Origin of the sequence: Rummeliibacillus pycnus, from assembly GCF_044359855.1 — a bacterium.
GTDB lineage: Bacteria > Bacillota > Bacilli > Bacillales_A > Planococcaceae > Rummeliibacillus > Rummeliibacillus pycnus_A.
In genome coordinates this window covers 1850167-1867608 of record NZ_CP132291.1, presented here as the reverse complement: position 1 = coordinate 1867608, position 17442 = coordinate 1850167, and the positions used below count along the sequence as shown (strand labels likewise).

The window sequence follows — 17442 nt, the reverse complement described above, 5'->3', positions numbered from 1 at the left end:
CAAAATAAAAGACGTATCAACACCAAAAATGCATTAGGGCAGTATTTGGAGTTGATACGTCTAACTAGTCTTCTATATTTCGTAGGGAATCTTCAAAAATATCCATAAAATCATCACCATATATATTCCGGATTAATGCGATTAATTCTAAAAATTGTGGGAATCTGCCATACATTTCTCTTAAAGGTACAGAACCCTCAACAACACTATGTTTAGTTTGGTTAAAGTTTTCATAAAGCTCTAAAAGTAATGATTGACCTTTCTCGGTGAGCTCAACGTATGTATTTCTTTTATCATCATCACGCTTAGAGAATGATAGCAAGCCGCGTTCTTCTAAATTTTTTGAAAAATTAAAAGCTGTTGATACATGCATCACTCCGAACTTGGCAATATCAGAGATGGAAGCACCCTTTAAATTATTGGCAATAAGTAATACATGGTGTTCGTTTATATTCAAATCATATGGCTTAATCCATGATTGCCAATCTTTTTCTACGGCTTTCCAGAGAGCTTTAGATAATTGAGCAATACGTTGTGAATAGAGCATGGCTTCTTTAGCCGCAATTAATTCTTCGGACATAACTATCACCGCTTTCGTAATTTCTTAATATTATATCATTGCCTTACAAAAATATACAATAGAATAAAGAAATGTTATAGAGGGAAAGTTTAGTGTAATAATATTAATATTGTAAAGAATCTATTCGCTTTTTACTTTTCTGTTTTGAAAAGCATTCATTTGTTGTTGGATTTCCTCTACAGAGTTTTGTAAAGCTTCGATTTCTTGTTGTAGTTGTTCTTGTATAGGAGCTGTTTCTTCCTGCCAGTTGGTTACAGATAATTTAGCATCATCTACAAACTTAGGAATTGTTTCTTTTACTTCAACTTTAATGTTGTTAACGGAATTTTTAATATTTGTAAATTGGTTTTTTAAATCTTGTATCTGGTTATTTGCCTTGTTTTTCGTAGTTTTTATGGATGATCGTAACTCTTTTCCTGATTGTGGTGTTGTCAATAATACTGTAGCAGCAGCACCTAGAAGTCCGGAAGTTAGACCAAGTAAAAATGCAGATGGTTTCATAATATTCAGTCTCCTTTTACTATATGTATTTCCTCTATTTACTATATTAAAACATGTTTTTAAAAAAATAAAATGAGATATCTCATATTTAGAGAAACAATCTATGAGATATCTCTTGATATTTAATTATATGAAGTGAAAGAGTTGACCCAAAGTAGCTTTTAGGGCCAACTTCTCCGTTCTTTATGCCTGATTCAAAGCTGTTGTAAATTTAGAGCGTTTTACGAGATTCATAATAATTGGGTAAATAATTATGAATGCTACGATATTAATGGCTACAGCAGGTAATACTACTGTTAAGAATAATGCGCCGAAAGGAATATCAGCACCTGTTACTAATATTACAGAACCTAAAAATACACTTCCTGAGATTATTGTACCGATACCAGCAAGGACTGCTGATACTGCCACTTTTTGAGATGCTTTTTTCAATAAAACAACGATTGCGTAAAAAACAAATGCTGTGACAAATTTATCGATAATATTTGGTACAAATCCACCTGGGAATGTAGAAAACAGTCCTGAAATTACTCCGGTAGTTATAGCAAGCAAAAATACTTCTTTTACTCTAGGGAATAGTAGGATTCCGATAAACATCATAGTTAACATGAAGTCTGGCTTCATACCTCCGTTAATCCCTGGAATAACAACGTATAGTGCTGCTCCAACACCAACAAGTAATGCCATTAATACTAAGTTTTTCGTATTCATTTCTCATCTCTCCTATTCAGTTGCCTAAGCTCGACTATTGTTCTCCTTCCGTATCCTCATGATCGAAAGCGAAAACTTATAATGATTTTACAGTTTAATTGTTTGAAAGGCAAGAGGGTTTAATCTAAACAAAGCTATTGCTAAATATTACTAAACCTAAACTATTCATGATTACAGATTGAACTAATCATTTATACTTAAATTAACCGTATTTTATATTAATGTGGCATGAATTCTATAAATTTATGAGTTTCTGTTTATCATTGGTTGTGGATAGAAACTGCTCCCTTTCCGCGGACAAGCAAGAAAGCCTCCTTACTCACTTCGTTCGCCCGCGGAAAGCGAAGCTGATTACACTTCATGCAATAGCAAATTTGTAATAAAAACATTAGTAATCAAATAGTTTTTCAGTGTCCTTTAGCTAAGCGAGCTAGAAGACTCGATGGTTCGTCTGCTGAAAGCGAGTGGATTCTACCGGATATTATACTTATTGTTGAAAGAGCTCTTTCATTTATCTCATACAGAACAAAAGGCATTCAAATCCGATAACACCGGATTTGAATACCTTTCTGAATAAATTGTGAATAATCTAGGTTAATTTAAGAAATAATCACCGTTAATTATTTAGTTGTGCTTTTATTTTTTCTGATAAAGTATTTAAAATATCTGGTGTAAATTCGTCTTGTTTTGTCACCCAAGTAGGTTTATATCCATCTGTTTCATCATATCTTGGGATAAAGTGCAAATGGAAATGGAATACACTTTGACCGGCTGGTGCACCATTGTTATTTAATAGATTCATACCAGCTGGTTTGAATGTATCTTTTATTGCATTCGCGATGCGAGGAGCGACTTTAAAAAGATTAGCAGCTGTTTCTTCGGACATTTCAAAAACATTCGCTACATGCTCTTTTGGGATTAATAACGTATGCCCTTTTGTTAATGGACCGATATCCATAAAAGCATAGACATACTCATCTTCATAGATTTTTGTACTTGGAATAGAGCCGTCGATAATTTTGCAAAATAAACAATCGCTCATGAAAAAACACACCTTTCACTATTTTGCTATTCATTTTACCACATAGGAACTGCTAGAAAGAGGAATTTTTGATAAAATGTAAGAAGAAGAGGAGTTGACTTCGGATGACGGTATTAGAATTACAATCGATAACAGGTGGTTATACACGAAAACCTGTTATTCATGATCTATCTTTTGCTATTGAACCAGGGGAGTTAGTAGGATTAATTGGCTTAAACGGTGCCGGTAAAAGTACCACAATCAAACATATTATTGGATTAATGACACCCCAAAAAGGAGAGATTTTACTAAATGGTGTGTCAATCAAGGACAATATGGATCAATATCGATCTTCTTTCTCCTATATACCAGAAACGCCAGTGCTTTATGATGAACTTACACTAAAGGAACATTTAGAGTTAACAGCAATGGCTTATGGAATTGATCTAGGAACATTGGAAGAACGAGTAACACCTTTATTGAAAGAATTTAGAATGGAAAAACGTTTAAATTGGTTTCCATCTCATTTTTCAAAAGGGATGCGCCAAAAAGTAATGATTATGTGTGCCTTCTTAGTAAATCCTTCTTTATATATTATAGACGAGCCGTTTTTAGGGCTAGATCCATTAGCGATTCAATCATTATTAGATCAAATGGATGAAAAGAAAAAAGAAGGCGCATCTATTTTAATGTCAACGCATGTTTTAGCAACAGCGGAAAAGCATTGCGATAAAATCCTTTTATTGCATAATGGTCGTTTGCGTGCATATGGTACGATGGATGATTTACGCCGAACATTCAACATGCCAAATGCAACCCTTGATGATTTATATATTGCGATGACAAAGGAGCAAGACGATGAATAGCCTGCATGATGTTTGGCGTACGAGGTTTACCCATTATATGGGCGAAGTTCAAAAATATATGCGCTTCGTCTTTACGGGACATTTAGCCATTGTGATCATGTTTGTTCTTGGAGCAGCTGGTTATCAATATAGTCAATGGCTAAAAATTGCATCAAGTGATTTTCCAGCAATTTGGTTAACGGCGGCCATAATCGGTATTTTTCTAGGCTTCAGTCGTCCTGTTACACTTGTTCGAAAACCGGACGAGGTATATTTGCTTCCCCTTGAAACGAAATTACCTGAGTATTTTAATAAAGCATTAAAATATACTTTTGGTTCCCAAATTATAATAGTTATTTTACTTTATATGGTGACGTGGCCAATGCTTCGTCAAGTAGCGGGGCTTCAGCCATCAACCATAATGGTTGGATTGGTCGCTGCAATCTTACTTAAATGGTGGAATATTCATAGTGAATTTTCGTACAGATGGGCTTATAAGGGCCATAATGTATGGATGGACCGTATTGTTCGAATGGTATGTTCGTTTGTGCTTATTGCATCTATTTTGTATGTGCAATTCATTCCAATCATTATTATGATATTAATTATCTTTTCTTATCCAATGTTCTGGAAAAAGAAATTACAAGAAACACCATTCCCTTACGACCATTTTGTTCGATTAGAAGAAAATCGAATGATGGGAATTTATCGATTTGCTAATTATTTTACAGATGTTCCGAATATTCATGGTAGTATTAAACGCCGAGTATGGCTAGATTGGGTTTATAAATTAATCCCTTATGCAAAACAAAATACACAAGAATACTTAGTTTTTCGTTCTTTTGTTCGTACGGATGACCATTTTTATTTATGGCTACGTTTAACAATTATTTCTGCATTAGCGGCAGCATTTATCCATATTCCAGTTGCTATTGGTGTGGTTGCAGCAGCTCTTGCATTTGCAACAGCCATTCAATTGAAGCAAGCATTAACAACATCAACTGATTTCCGAATGGACATGCTATATCCTTTGCCTGAGAATTCGCGTAAAAAAGCAACAGTGAAAGTTGTTCGCTACACTATAATTGTCCAAGCGGTGATTGTGTTGCTTGCTGGTATTGGAACACCATACTTCTATGTACAAGGTTTAATTGTATTAATCGTAGGGGAGTTAACGCTACGTTTAAGTAAATAATCATGAATCGACTAATTTCTTAACGAGATTAGTCGGTTTTTTATATTTGAAAGTCTTAGCCCGACATTTGAGCTAGAACCTTATTAAAAAACATAGAAAAGCAAAATGATTGATACATCTAGAAAAATAGATATAATGGCATTATGGAACCTATACTAATTTTTAAGGCGTTATCAAATGAAAAAAGATTGATGATTTTGGAGTGGCTCAAAGATCCTGAGCAACATTTTGTCCATCAACAGCATCTGTCAGAGAGTGATCATTTTGATGGAGGTGTATGCGTGGGTAGTATTCGTGATAAAGCAGAGCTTGTTCAGTCTGTGATCTCAAGCTATTTGAACATGATGCAAAATGCTGGATTGCTGGAGACAAAGCGTATCGGTAAATGGACATATTATAGAAGAAATGAAAAAGTCATTAAGGAATTTAGTGAGTATATTCAAAAGGATTTATAGGCGGTTTGTAAATGTTTTTCCGCCTTTTTCTCAAACTATCGTATCTATATATTTAGATATAACGATTTATTAAAGGAGAGTAAGAAATATGGGGAATCAAAAAAATTTGAAGAATATCGAACTTTCTGTATTGGATTTAGTTGCAGTATTAAAAGGTCGTGACGCATCTTATTCGTTTCAAAATAGTTTGGAGCTTGCACAAAATGTAGAAAAGATTGGTTATAAACGTTATTGGTTTGCAGAACATCATAATAGTCCGAGTATTGCTAGTTCAGCTACATCTCTTTTAATCAGCCATATTGCACAGGGGACAGAGAAAATTCGAGTAGGTTCAGGCGGGGTTATGCTTCCCAATCATGTACCTCTAGTGATTGCAGAACAATTTGGTACATTGGATGCTCTATATCCTGGGCGTATTGATTTAGGATTAGGGCGAGCACCTGGAACAGATCCAATTACAGCTCAAGCACTTCGTCGTAACTTACAAGGTTCAGGTGAAGATTTTCCGCAAAATGTATTAGAATTGCAACAATATTTAAGTGACAATCCAGATGGACATGTACATGCATATCCAGGTGAAGGTTCAAATGTTCCGCTTTACCTACTTGGATCAAGCTTATTTAGTGCTAGACTTGCAGGAATGCTCGGATTACCATATGCATTTGCGAGTCATTTTGCACCAACGTATTTGCAAGATGCCCTCCGTATGTATCGTGATTCTTTCCAACCATCTGAACAGTTGAAAGAACCTTATACGATTGCTTGTGTTAATGTAATTGCTGCTGATACGAATGAGGAAGCACAAAAAACAGCGACAAGTTTATATCTGTACTTTTTGAATGTAGTTCGTGGTGCAAAAAATCAGTTACAACCACCAGTTGAAGATTTAGACAACTATTGGTCACAATCTGAAAAGAGAGCGGTTATGCAATCTCTCCATTATTCATTTATTGGTGATCAACATACGATTGCACATGATTTGGATGAATTTGTAGCAGAAACAGGTGTTGATGAGATTATGGCTTGCTCACATATCTATGATCCCGAGGCTCGTATACGTTCATATGAAATTTTATCTTCAGCAATAAAAGAAGGATAAATAATAATCACACATTTAACAACAAAGGGGATACTTTATGGAGAAGATGTCAAAAAAGAAAACGCTTGTATACATTATTGCTGTAGTAGCAATATGGGGTTTTAGTTGGCCAATTTATAAAATAGCTTTAAATTATACGCCTCCCTTACTATTTGGAGGATTGCGAGCTTTTATTGGGGGAATATTGCTATCCCTTTTTCTATTACCACAATGGAAACAAATCGAATGGAAGCGAAATTGGTACATATACTTTATCGTAGCTTTATTTAATACAGTTATATTCCAAGGAGTTCAGATTATAGGATTACAATTTTTACCTTCTGGGCTATTTTCGGTCATTGTCTATTTACAGCCAGTTCTTGTTGTTTTACTTGCATGGCTGTGGTTAAAAGAATCATTAACGAAATCAAAAATTTCAGGGATGTTGCTCGGCTTTTTAGGAGTTGTAGTTGTTAGTTTTGAAAGTTTTACAGGACATATCTCACTCTTAGGTGTATTTTTAGCTTTGATTACATCAATTGGTTGGGCGCTTGGAGTAGTCTATGTTCGAAAAACTGCTAATCTAGTACATGGTTTATGGTTAGTAGCTATTCAAAATATTATTGGTGGTTTAGCTTTAGGAGCGGCAGGTTTAGTAACAGAAGATATTTCTGCCATTGAATGGAACGGTACTTTTATTCTTTGCCTTGCATTTGCATGTGTTTTAGCTGTAACGGTTGCAACAGCACTTTACTTTAAATTGATGGGCTCTGGAGATGCTAGTAAAGTAGGAGCAGCAACGTTTTTAGTACCACTTATGGCAGTAGCAATTGGAACAATCTTTTTAGGAGAACCCTTTACGTGGTCTCTAGTTGTTGGTTTGATCCTAATATTACTAAGTATTTTTATTATTAATAGACAATAGAAAATAAGCTATGCGTGATTAAATTATCATGCATAGCTTATTGTTTTTCATTCGTCTTTATTATGATAAAGGATTGCAGCTGTACCAAGTGTTTTAGCAGCAACTAGCATGGCTTCTTCGGCAAAATCAAATTTTGCATGATGATGAGGGTATACAGTACCTTCTTTCGGTTTAGCTCCCGTAAAGAAGAACGTACCGGGGATTTTCTCAACATAGTAAGCAAAATCTTCCCCTACCATAACAGCATCCATTTCAGTTATTTCTGTTACACCCGGAATTGTTTTTGCTATACGAGTAACGAATGCCGTTTCTTTTTCATGATTAATTAGTGGGATATAGCCTCTTAAAAAATTAAACTCATAATCTGCATTTGCTGCAAGGCAGACTCCTTTAATCACTCGTTCCATTTCTTCAATAATTTGTTCGCGAATGGCAATATCAAATGTTCGAACAGTACCGGTAAGAGCCGCTTCTCCGGCAATAATATTAAACGCACTTCCTGAGTGGAATGAACCTATGGTTAGTACAGCAGGATCTGTTGGGTTAATTCGTCTAGCAATAATTTGCTGCAATTGGACGACTAAATCTGCTCCAACAGTAACGGCATCAACGGTTGTATGTGGCGCACCGCCATGTCCACCATTTCCTATAATTTTAATATCAAATTTGTCTGCTCCTGCCATCATAGGACCACTTCGATAATGGATGGAGCCTAAGTCAAATTGTGACCATAAATGAGTACCGAAAATAGCATCCACACCATTTAGGCAACCAGCTTCAATCATTGGTTTAGCGCCTCCAGGAGCGATTTCTTCAGCAAATTGATGGATGAAAATGTATGTGCCAGGAAGTTCTGAACGGTGTTTGCATAAGGTTTTTGCTAACACAAGTAATGTTGCAGTATGCCCGTCATGACCGCAAGCATGAGATATGCCAGTGACAGTTGATTTATACGAAACTTTCTTCTCATCTTGAATAGCTAAAGCATCAAAATCGGCTCTAAGTGCAACTGTTTTTCCGGATTTCCCTCCTGTAAGACGAGCTACAACGCCATTACCACCAACATTTGCTTCAAAAGGAATATCTAATTCTGTGTAGAAATTCTGAATATATGCTGCCGTTTCATACTCGTGAAAAGAAGCTTCAGGGTGCATATGTAAGTAACGACGAATTTCTTGCATTTCCTCAAACGAATCTTCAAGTTCTTTATAAATTGCTTGTAATAACTGTACTGACATATTAATCACTCCTATTTGAAAATTTTAAAAATTTAATAGGGAATAATTGTACTAAAGAATAATTCAAGTATAACAAAAAAGCCGAGTAAAACACTCGACTTATAATTTATTATAGCTCTTCTTCTTCGGGACGACTTGTTATAAACGTTTTAGCATAAGGAGCACTTGTGAAAATATTACTCTGATCAACACCATTAGTATCATTCTCATAAATTTCCTTATATGTGCCGGATGCTTTCCATGCCTCATATGAATGAGGTCCACTCCACTCAGTAAGTGAAATATAGGTTTCGTCATGTAATGGGCGTAGTAATCGAAAAGCGATAAAGCCTGGTTCGTCTTCAATTGTATGAATTCGATCATAAAAACGATCTTCAAATAATTTACGACTTTCACTTTTAACAGGAATATGATTTAAAACAAAAAATCCATGTTCATCTAACTCATTGATTTCTCTAATGATTTCAAAGCTTCGTGGAGTAGAAAACACACTTTTTTTTGCCGATTCATGAAGTAAAATAGCGCTACTTTGACCGTATAATACAACCATTTTCTCTTTTGAATATTTCTTTTGTAGGCTCAGCATAAATTCAGGAGTTCCTGAAGTTAAATATATGAACATATAAATTCCTCCTATAATAACATCTTTTGTAGGTAAAATCAGGGATTGTATCACAGTATATTCTTGAATAACCAAAAGTATAAAGTTTGCCTATGAAAGTTAATAATAGTATATCTCTTAAATTTGAAAAAATCATAATTAGATTCTTTGTCAAAAAGATGTCATCATTTTATACATTTTTTTGACAATCAGTCCGTTGAACTATACAACGCAGAAAGAAACGTCTATCATGAAAAATGGATATGAATGTCGAATTAAGTAGTTACTGAATTGATGAAAGGACGGTTTACTGTTCATGGGAACATTTAATGATACGCTATTACGCGCAGCACGAGGTGAAAGGACAGCCTATACACCAGTTTGGTATATGCGACAAGCAGGTCGTTCACAACCTGAATATCGTAAGATAAAAGAAAAATATTCATTAGAAGAAATTACACATCAACCTGAATTATGTGCTTATGTAACACATTTACCAGTGCAAAACTATGGTGTAGATGCAGCCATTTTATACAAAGATATCGTAACACCACTGCCAGGCATGGGTGTTGACGTTAAAATCAAGGGCGGGATAGGTCCAGTAATATCTAATCCAATTCGCTCAGCAAATGATGTAAAAAATCTAAGAGAATTTAACCCAGAAGAGCACGTACCTTTCGTACTTGATACCATCAAACTTTTAACCGAAGAACAATTAGATGTACCTCTAATTGGCTTTGCAGGTGCACCGTTTACGTTAGCAAGTTATATGATTGAAGGCGGCCCTTCTAAAAACTATGCTTTAACAAAATCATTTATGGTATCTCAACCTGAGGCTTGGTTTGTTTTAATGGATAAACTTGGCGATATGATTATTACAGATTTGAAAGCTCAAATTAAAGCTGGTGCAAAAGCGTTCCAAATTTTCGATTCTTGGGTAGGCGCACTAAGTCAGCGTGATTACAATATCTTTATCAAACCTGTTATGGCACGCATTTTCAATGAGTTAAAAGATGAAGGTGTACCGATGATCTTATTTGGTGTTGGTGCAAGTCACCTAGCATTAGATTGGCAAGATCTACCTGTAGATGTAGTTGGTTTAGATTGGCGTTTACCTATCAATGAAGCACGTGCAATGGGGATAACTAAGCCCGTACAAGGAAATTTAGATCCTACGCTATTACTAGCAGATTGGTCAATACTTGAAGCACGTACAAAAGAAATTATTGATCTAGGATTGCAAGTACCTGGTCATATTTTCAATTTAGGTCATGGCGTATTCCCATCTGTAGATCCAGATGTCTTAAAACGATTGACAGCATTAATACATGAATATAGTGCGCAGAAAATAAAAGCGCATTCATAATACTTTGAGGTGACATGAAAATGAAAAAACAAATAGGCTTATTAGTTATGGCATATGGTACGCCTAAAACGGATGCAGATTTAATTCCTTACTATACACATATTCGCCATGGGCACCGTCCAAGTGATGAACATATTGAAGACTTACGTAGTCGTTATCAAGCAATTGGAGGAATTTCACCTCTTGCTGAAACAACAGAAAAGCAAGCCAAAGCTTTAGAAGTTCGTCTAAACGAAGTACAAGATGAAGTGGAATATAAAGTATATATTGGTCTAAAACATATCGCTCCATTCATTGAAGATGCCGTAGAACAAATGCATAAAGACGGCATTACAGAAGCAGTATCACTTGTTTTAGCTCCACATTTCTCTTCATTCTCAACTAAATCTTATAACACTCGTGCTACAGATAAAGCTGCTGAACTTGGCAACTTAACAATCAACACAATTGATAGCTGGTATAAAGAAGAGAAATTCCTTCAATATTGGACAGAGAAGATTAATGCAGAATTTGAAGCTATGTCTGATGAAGAGCGTGAAACAGCTTGTCTAATTGTTTGTGCCCATTCTCTTCCTGAAAAAATTATTGCTATGGGAGATCCATATGCAGATCAATTACACGAAACAGCTGAAATTCTTCAACAACGTACAGGTGTAAAAAACATGGAATTTGGCTGGCAATCTGCAGGGCAAACAAAAGACCCTTGGCTTGGACCAGATGTTCAAGATTTAACACGTGACCTATATAACAACAAAGGCTATCGTTCATTTGTTTACACACCAGTAGGGTTCGTAGCAGAACATTTAGAAGTACTTTACGATAACGATTATGAATGTAAAACAGTATGTGAAGAATTAGGTGCAAAATACCACCGTCCGAAAATGCCAAATGACAATCCATTATTTATAGACGCTTTGGCAGATGTTGTACAAAAAGCTTTAGCCCATGCCTAATAGAAAGTGATGATTGATGTGACTGAACAAAAGCGAAGGGTTGCCGTTATCGGTGGAGGGATTACGGGCTTAACAGCTGCGTTCTATTTGCAACAACAGGCAAAGGATCAGAAGCTACCGCTTGAAATTGTCCTGATCGAAGCAACTCATAGATTAGGTGGCAAAATACAAACATTACGTAAAGACAATTTAATCATCGAACGTGGACCTGACTCTTTTCTCGATCAAGAGCGAGTAATTGAGGAATTAGCAAAGCAGCTAGGAATGGAAGATCAGATTATCAGTAAAGTGCCTGGTAAAACTTATGTAGCTATTAATAAGCAACTATCTCCAATTCCGGATGGCTCAATTTTAGGTATACCTACTGAAATTATACCCTTTGCTAAATCAGATATTATTTCTTGGAGTGGCAAAGTAAGGGCCGCTTGTGACTTATTATTACCTCCATCCAACGTAAAAGAAGATCAATCATTAGGGGGATTTTTGCGCAAACGATTTGGAGAGGAAGTCGTTGAAAACTTAATCGAACCTGTTGTATCAGGTGTTTATTCAGGTGATATCGATCAATTAAGCTTGCATGAAACACTCCCAAATCTTGCTGAAGCCTGTCTAAAGCATCGTAGTGTAATCAGGGGAATTCAAAAGGAAAATTCACAACTAAAAGAAGGCACGCTTGAAAGTACTTCTAGAACATTTAAACATGGTTTAGAAAGTTTAATTTTCGCTTTAGAAAAGTCGTTAGAAATGGCGGTCATTTATAAAGGCGTTCGAGTTGAAAGTATTTCAAAAGTGCAGGATAAAATTATCTTACTATTAAACAATCAAAACTCCATTCCTGTTGATGGTGTCATTGTAGCTACTCCTCATCATGTAGCTACAAAGCTATTTAGACATGAAGGACTTTTGAAAAGCTTGCTTGATATACCTGTCAAGACGGTTGCGGCTGTATCGATGATCTTTTCAGATAGTGCCATAAAGAAAAAGTTTGATGGTGATGGATTTGTTGTCTCACGTAATAGTGATTATTCGATTACAGCATGTTCTCTTACCCATCGTAAATGGCCCCATGCTATACCAGAAGATTGCGCTGTGCTGAAAAGTTATGTAGGTCGTTCGGGAGATGAATCCATCGTTGAATTATCAGACAATGAGATTGAAAAAGTAGTATTACAAGATTTACAAGGTATGTTGAAAATAGATGAGAAACCAATTAATACAATTGTATCTCGCTTCAAAGATTCGATGCCGCAGTATACAATCGGACATTGGAAAAGGGTGGAACAAGCAAAAAAAGAATTACATGCAGCTTATCCAACTATTCGACTAGCAGGGAATTCCTATGAAGGCATCAGCCTGAATGATTGTATCGTACAAGGAGAAAAAGCAGCAACAGAAGTATTAGCCTCTATATTTCAAACAGAACTCTATCTCTAGCAAGAGATGGAGTTTTTATATTAAAAGGATAGCGCCGATGCTAGGTTGAGTGGTGCTGATGAAACCCTAAGTAGTGCCAATGCCAGTTTGGGTAGTGCTAATAAGCTTCCGAGTAGCGCTAAACAACATCTAGTCAACTATTCAAAGGTTTATGATTGATCGTCTTTATGGTGTATTTAGATCAAAAAACTAAGTCCAATTGTTCACAATCTTCCTAATTGTACTTCATTTATTTTTCACAAATTCACTGTAAAATAGGATAAGGGGGTGATGCTTGTGAGATGGCAAAAGTTTTGGATGATCTTTCTTTTGAGTTTTGCAATTATTTTGGGAGGTTGCGGGAAGACGGCTTACCCTTCCATTCCGAAGAATCAGGATTTTATCGCATCGGTTAATATACAAGCACCATCTATCAGTTTTATCAACGAACAAGGTAAAGTGTTCGAAACTTGGAAACTAGATGAAGGATATACGGGTGCTACTTTGATTAACCAGCAGCAAATGTTGTTATATGGTTTTCAGCTCAAAAAAGCAACTGTTTATAATTTAACAACGGGTAAGCAGGAATTTTCCATTGATACTGGAGTGGGTGTTACAAATGCTATCTATGATAAAGTACATAAACAAATCTATCTAGCTAATGGTAAAACCAATCGTGTAACTGCTTATAATGAACAAGGAAAGTTAATGGCTAAACAAAAAGTCGGCAATTATCCAATGTCAATGTTGATTCATAATGGTCAGCTAATTGTCGTGAATTATAAAGATACAAAGCTCTCCATTTTGCAAACGAAGAGTTTAAAACCACTTAAGGAATGGACCATTGAAAAGTCATCTAACGGAATGGTCGTGGTAAAGGATGATCAGCTTTGGCTTGGCGGTCATGGGGAAGGTATAAAACCAAATTCAACAGTTGATATATTTGATCTTAGAACAGGGAAGAAAATATCTCAAATACAGCTACCTATGATGCCAGTTGGACTTGTGAAAAGTGATAATCGTGTTTATGTGATCAGCCATGGCGAAAGTACAATTTCTGAAGTGACCTTGGATGGAAAAGTAAAACGTGAACTAGAGGTTGGAGCTAATCCGTTTACTTTGGATCTATTTAAACACTATGTCGTAGTTGCAGGCTATGATGACCATCACTTATATTTTTTACAAAATGGGAAGATAGCTAAAACAATTAATGTTGGGAAAGGTCCATTCCAATTGCTAGTAAGGGAGACAGAAGAATGACGACAATACTTATTGTAGATGATGAACAAGATATGAGAAATCTGATCAATGTTATGTTACGCCAATCGGGATTTCAAACACTCCAAGCAAATGGTGGATTTGAAGCAATAAAATCATTAATAGAGCATCAAATAGACTTAATTATTTTGGATATTATGATGCCACATATGAATGGATTTGAAGTGTGTACGGAAATTAGAAAAACATCAGATGTACCTATTATTTTCTTAACTGCAAGGGATGCCAATGAGGATAAAGTAAAAGGATTAACAATTGGTGCTGATGATTATGTTGTAAAACCATTTACTTCAAATGAATTAGTAGCACGTATTCAAGCTGTACTTAGAAGAACCAGAGGCGAAGTCGTAGAAGTCACAAACAAACTGCTCGTAAAAGATTCAATTGAGTTAGATGAAATTTCTCGAAAAGTGTATGTATCTGGCAAAGTCATTCCATTAACATTAAAGGAATTTGAGTTATTACATTTATTTATGGACAATGAAAATGTTGTCTATACGAGGGAACAGTTATTAGAAACAATTTGGAGTTTACATTACAGTGGCGGTACTAGAACAGTAGATACACATATTAAAACATTGAGATTAAAACTAGGTCATGAGGCTGGTCAATTTATACACACGGTTTGGGGACTAGGCTATCGCTTCGAGGTTCCGGAATGACGAAATTATCTACAAGAATTTGGGTGATAATTGTAGCATTTTTGGCTATCACTGTAGTATTCATGTATGTTCTTACAAATTTCCTTTACGAAGGACTTTATGTAAAAGATGCTGAAAATTCGATGGTTGAAATTGGTGAAAAGTTGTCAACAATGTATGATGGTGGAAAAGTAACGGATGATTTTATCAACAAAATTGACCACTATAATTCCTATTCAAACGTCAATGTATTTGCGGTTCGGAATCCTAGAGAGTTAAGTGCTTGCGTACCATTTGATATCGATTATGATACTTTAATTGGGCCAGATGAAAGAGAGCAACTTTTAAAAGGAAAGACGATTACAAAAAAAGGGTATGAAAAGCGCTTTGATCGTCAAGTGATTTCAGCTATCATCCCTTTAACAGATCATAATCGACTAGAAGGAATTATCTATATTTATTTTCCACTTGCTAAAATAACAGAAATGGCTTCAAAAGAAGTCTTAATTTTATTAGGTAGTGCAGTAATTTTCATATTTTTAATTGGTATTGGCGTATTTAAAGGAATAAAACATATTATGAAACCATTAAAAGATTTACAAAATGCAGCAGAAAAAATGGCAGTGGGTGATTATGAAACGCGCGTTGAAGTGAATTCTAAAAATGAAATTGGTCAGCTTGCTCAAACCTTTAATAAGATGGCTACATCGATTCAGCAAGAGGACGAGGAGCAAAAGCTATTCTTGGCTACAGTTTCCCATGAATTACGGACACCGATTAGTTATGTAAAAGGCTATGGTGAGGCATTAGAACATGGTTATATCGAAGAGTCACAAAGACAAGAAACATTAGCTTTAATCGTACGTGAAGCAAATCGCTTGGAAAAATTGACGAACGAGCTTCTACAATTATCAAGAGCTGTCAATCAAACTGATACTGTTACTTTATATCCCTTACCATTAGCTGAAACTATGCGCGAAGTGGTTCATATTACAGAGCAACAAGTGAATCAAAAGGCAATCACTTTACGCACAGATATAGATGAAGAAATTATCATAAATGCTGATGAAGAAAAAGTACAGCAAATTTTGATCAATTTACTTGAAAACGCTCTTCGTTATTCAGAAGAAAAGACGGAAATTATCATGAGTGCCAAAAGAGAAGGGAATCTTGCTATCCTTACCATACAAGACCATGGCATTGGGATTCCAGAAGAAGACATGCCACATATTGCCGAAAGATTTTATCGAGTCAATAAAGCACGCAGTAGAAGTGATGGTGGTAGTGGCTTAGGGCTTTCTATTGTAGATCAACTCGTAAAATATCATAAAGGAACTTGGCATATTACTAGCGAATTAGGTATTGGAACAATCGTAACGATACAAATACCATTAATAGAGGAGTTATAATTATGAAGAAAATGTTAATTAGTCTAGCGTTGATCGCAGTTGTACTGGCGGGCTGTAATAATGCTGATACATCAAAAACAGACAATTCTACTTCACATAATGAAGGAACTGCAGTTGAAGTAAAAGTGGATATCCAAACACCAGAAAAAGAAAAAGTAGGAAAAGATATAGAGTTAGTTGCACATGTTACCCAAGGTGGTAAGAATGTCGATGATGCAGACGAAGTGAAGTTTGAAGTATGGGAATCAGGTAATCGCGATCAAGGCCAAATGCTAGAAGGAAAATTGGATAAGGATGGCATATATAAAGCTTCAACTAAATTTGACCATGATGGAGTTTACTATATGTACGCACATACAACTGCACGTGGTTTACACGCGATGCCTAAACAAAAAATTGTTGTAGGAAATCCTGATATGAGCAAAGTAAAAGAAGATAAAGATGATGGAAGCATGGGAATGGACATGAATGATTCTTCTGCAGACGATCATTAATTTTTTTAAAAAATGACTTGAAACTAAATAACTATAAGTGTAAAATAAATGACCAGATGACCAAAAATGTTTTCTGGTCATTTTTGAAGGAAGAAAGTAGGTGAGAAACAAGATGGATCGGAGACAAGAAATTCTAGAAGCAGCTTCCAAATCCTTTTCTCTTTTTGGATACAAAGCAACGACAATGGATCAAGTGGCGAAAATTGCAAATGTAGGGAAAGGTACAATTTATACTTTTTTTGAAAATAAAGAAATACTTTTTCAAGAGATTGTCGTTAAAATGATTTCAGAAATGAAATTGACAGCAGAAGAAGAAATTAAACCAGATCGTCCATTTCAAGAAAATGCACATAATGTTTTAATGAAAATTTTGCAGTTTAGAGAAGTACATCAACTCTATGCAAAATTGGTAGAAGAAGAAAAAGAACTGCGAACACCAACTGTTAAGATGATGTTAGTTCGTATAGAAAAAGAAATTGTTTCTTATATTGCTGAAAAAATAGATATAGCGGTTGGAAAAAAAGAACTACGTCCATGTGATTCTGAATTAGTGGCATATCTTTTATTTAAAGCATATATTGGATTTGTAGCTGACTGGGGTGCTACACATGATTCGGAATTATCTGAAAAGAAGATCGTAGCATTGTTTCGAGATACTATTTTCAGAGGTCTCTTACCGTGAGACTCTTTTTTTTCAGGAAAATGACCGAGTGAGGAAATCAGTCAATTGGTTTTTGA

19 protein-coding genes are annotated in these 17442 nt (G+C 35.5%); 13 read left to right on the top strand and 6 right to left on the bottom strand.

The features are described from left to right. Window positions 1-64 precede the first annotated feature (64 nt). From Q8X41_RS09150 to Q8X41_RS09135, 4 genes are all read right to left on the bottom strand, one after another. The gene (locus Q8X41_RS09150; RefSeq protein WP_397540235.1) at window positions 65-586 is read right to left on the bottom strand and encodes an HTH-type transcriptional regulator Hpr; all 522 of its coding nucleotides are present in this window, start codon (window positions 584-586) and stop codon (window positions 65-67) included. 114 nt (window positions 587-700) lie between these two features. Beyond that, entirely contained in the window at window positions 701-1081 is a 381-nt protein-coding gene (locus Q8X41_RS09145) for a YtxH domain-containing protein (RefSeq protein ID WP_397539923.1), read from the bottom strand. A gap of 183 nt (window positions 1082-1264) precedes the next feature. Next, window positions 1265-1792, bottom strand: coding sequence for a tryptophan transporter (locus tag Q8X41_RS09140; RefSeq protein WP_397539922.1), 528 nt, complete (start codon window positions 1790-1792; stop codon window positions 1265-1267). 616 nt (window positions 1793-2408) lie between these two features. Continuing rightward, window positions 2409-2834, bottom strand: coding sequence for an HIT family protein (locus tag Q8X41_RS09135; protein ID WP_397539921.1), 426 nt, complete (start codon window positions 2832-2834; stop codon window positions 2409-2411). Window positions 2835-2938: 104 nt separating this feature from the next. On the opposite strand from Q8X41_RS09135, the gene Q8X41_RS09130 reads away from it, so the two are divergent. The 5 genes from Q8X41_RS09130 (at window position 2939) to Q8X41_RS09110 (ending at window position 7311) form a co-directional block, all read left to right on the top strand. Beyond that, the gene (locus Q8X41_RS09130) at window positions 2939-3679 is read left to right on the top strand and encodes an ABC transporter ATP-binding protein (RefSeq protein ID WP_397539920.1); all 741 of its coding nucleotides are present in this window, start codon (window positions 2939-2941) and stop codon (window positions 3677-3679) included. Next, on the top strand, window positions 3672-4853 hold the full coding sequence (locus tag Q8X41_RS09125; RefSeq protein WP_397539919.1) for an ABC transporter permease: 1182 nt from the start codon (window positions 3672-3674) through the stop codon (window positions 4851-4853). The genes Q8X41_RS09130 and Q8X41_RS09125 overlap by 8 nt, the downstream gene beginning before the upstream one ends. A gap of 143 nt (window positions 4854-4996) precedes the next feature. After that, window positions 4997-5308 carry an ArsR/SmtB family transcription factor gene (locus Q8X41_RS09120; protein WP_397539918.1) on the top strand — a complete coding sequence of 104 codons (312 nt, stop codon included), beginning with the start codon at window positions 4997-4999 and terminating at the stop codon, window positions 5306-5308. 88 nt (window positions 5309-5396) lie between these two features. Beyond that, window positions 5397-6407, top strand: coding sequence for an LLM class flavin-dependent oxidoreductase (locus tag Q8X41_RS09115; RefSeq protein WP_397539917.1), 1011 nt, complete (start codon window positions 5397-5399; stop codon window positions 6405-6407). Window positions 6408-6444: 37 nt separating this feature from the next. Then, a complete protein-coding gene (locus Q8X41_RS09110; protein WP_397539916.1) occupies window positions 6445-7311 on the top strand; it encodes a DMT family transporter in 867 nt (288 codons plus the stop codon). A gap of 47 nt (window positions 7312-7358) precedes the next feature. Here Q8X41_RS09110 and Q8X41_RS09105 read toward each other — a convergent pair whose 3' ends face one another. Both Q8X41_RS09105 and Q8X41_RS09100 read right to left on the bottom strand, forming a co-directional pair. Then, window positions 7359-8549, bottom strand: coding sequence for an amidohydrolase (locus Q8X41_RS09105; protein ID WP_397539915.1), 1191 nt, complete (start codon window positions 8547-8549; stop codon window positions 7359-7361). Window positions 8550-8658: 109 nt separating this feature from the next. Beyond that, complete coding sequence (locus Q8X41_RS09100; protein WP_397539914.1) at window positions 8659-9171, bottom strand: antibiotic biosynthesis monooxygenase family protein; 513 nt, start codon at window positions 9169-9171, stop codon at window positions 8659-8661. Window positions 9172-9466: 295 nt separating this feature from the next. On the opposite strand from Q8X41_RS09100, the gene hemE reads away from it, so the two are divergent. From hemE to Q8X41_RS09060, 8 genes are all read left to right on the top strand, one after another. After that, window positions 9467-10516, top strand: a complete 1050-nt coding sequence (hemE, locus tag Q8X41_RS09095; RefSeq protein WP_397539913.1) for a uroporphyrinogen decarboxylase — start codon at window positions 9467-9469, stop codon at window positions 10514-10516. A 20-nt stretch (window positions 10517-10536) separates the two neighbouring features. Further along, window positions 10537-11469, top strand: a complete 933-nt coding sequence (gene hemH / locus Q8X41_RS09090; RefSeq protein WP_397539912.1) for a ferrochelatase — start codon at window positions 10537-10539, stop codon at window positions 11467-11469. 9 nt (window positions 11470-11478) lie between these two features. Beyond that, complete coding sequence (gene hemY, locus Q8X41_RS09085; RefSeq protein WP_397539911.1) at window positions 11479-12903, top strand: protoporphyrinogen oxidase; 1425 nt, start codon at window positions 11479-11481, stop codon at window positions 12901-12903. Between the two features lie 276 nt (window positions 12904-13179). Beyond that, window positions 13180-14142: a YncE family protein gene (locus Q8X41_RS09080; RefSeq protein ID WP_397539910.1), complete on the top strand. Its 963-nt coding sequence runs from the start codon at window positions 13180-13182 to the stop codon at window positions 14140-14142. Then, window positions 14139-14822: a response regulator transcription factor gene (locus Q8X41_RS09075; protein ID WP_397539909.1), complete on the top strand. Its 684-nt coding sequence runs from the start codon at window positions 14139-14141 to the stop codon at window positions 14820-14822. Before Q8X41_RS09080 ends, Q8X41_RS09075 begins: the two co-directional genes overlap by 4 nt. Continuing rightward, window positions 14819-16210 carry a sensor histidine kinase gene (locus Q8X41_RS09070; protein WP_397539908.1) on the top strand — a complete coding sequence of 464 codons (1392 nt, stop codon included), beginning with the start codon at window positions 14819-14821 and terminating at the stop codon, window positions 16208-16210. Before Q8X41_RS09075 ends, Q8X41_RS09070 begins: the two co-directional genes overlap by 4 nt. A gap of 2 nt (window positions 16211-16212) precedes the next feature. Continuing rightward, window positions 16213-16704 (top strand): FixH family protein, encoded by a 492-nt coding sequence (locus Q8X41_RS09065; RefSeq protein WP_397539907.1) that lies wholly within the window; start codon window positions 16213-16215, stop codon window positions 16702-16704. A gap of 112 nt (window positions 16705-16816) precedes the next feature. Further along, on the top strand, window positions 16817-17386 hold the full coding sequence (locus Q8X41_RS09060) for a TetR/AcrR family transcriptional regulator (RefSeq protein ID WP_397539906.1): 570 nt from the start codon (window positions 16817-16819) through the stop codon (window positions 17384-17386). Window positions 17387-17442: the final 56 nt, after the last annotated feature.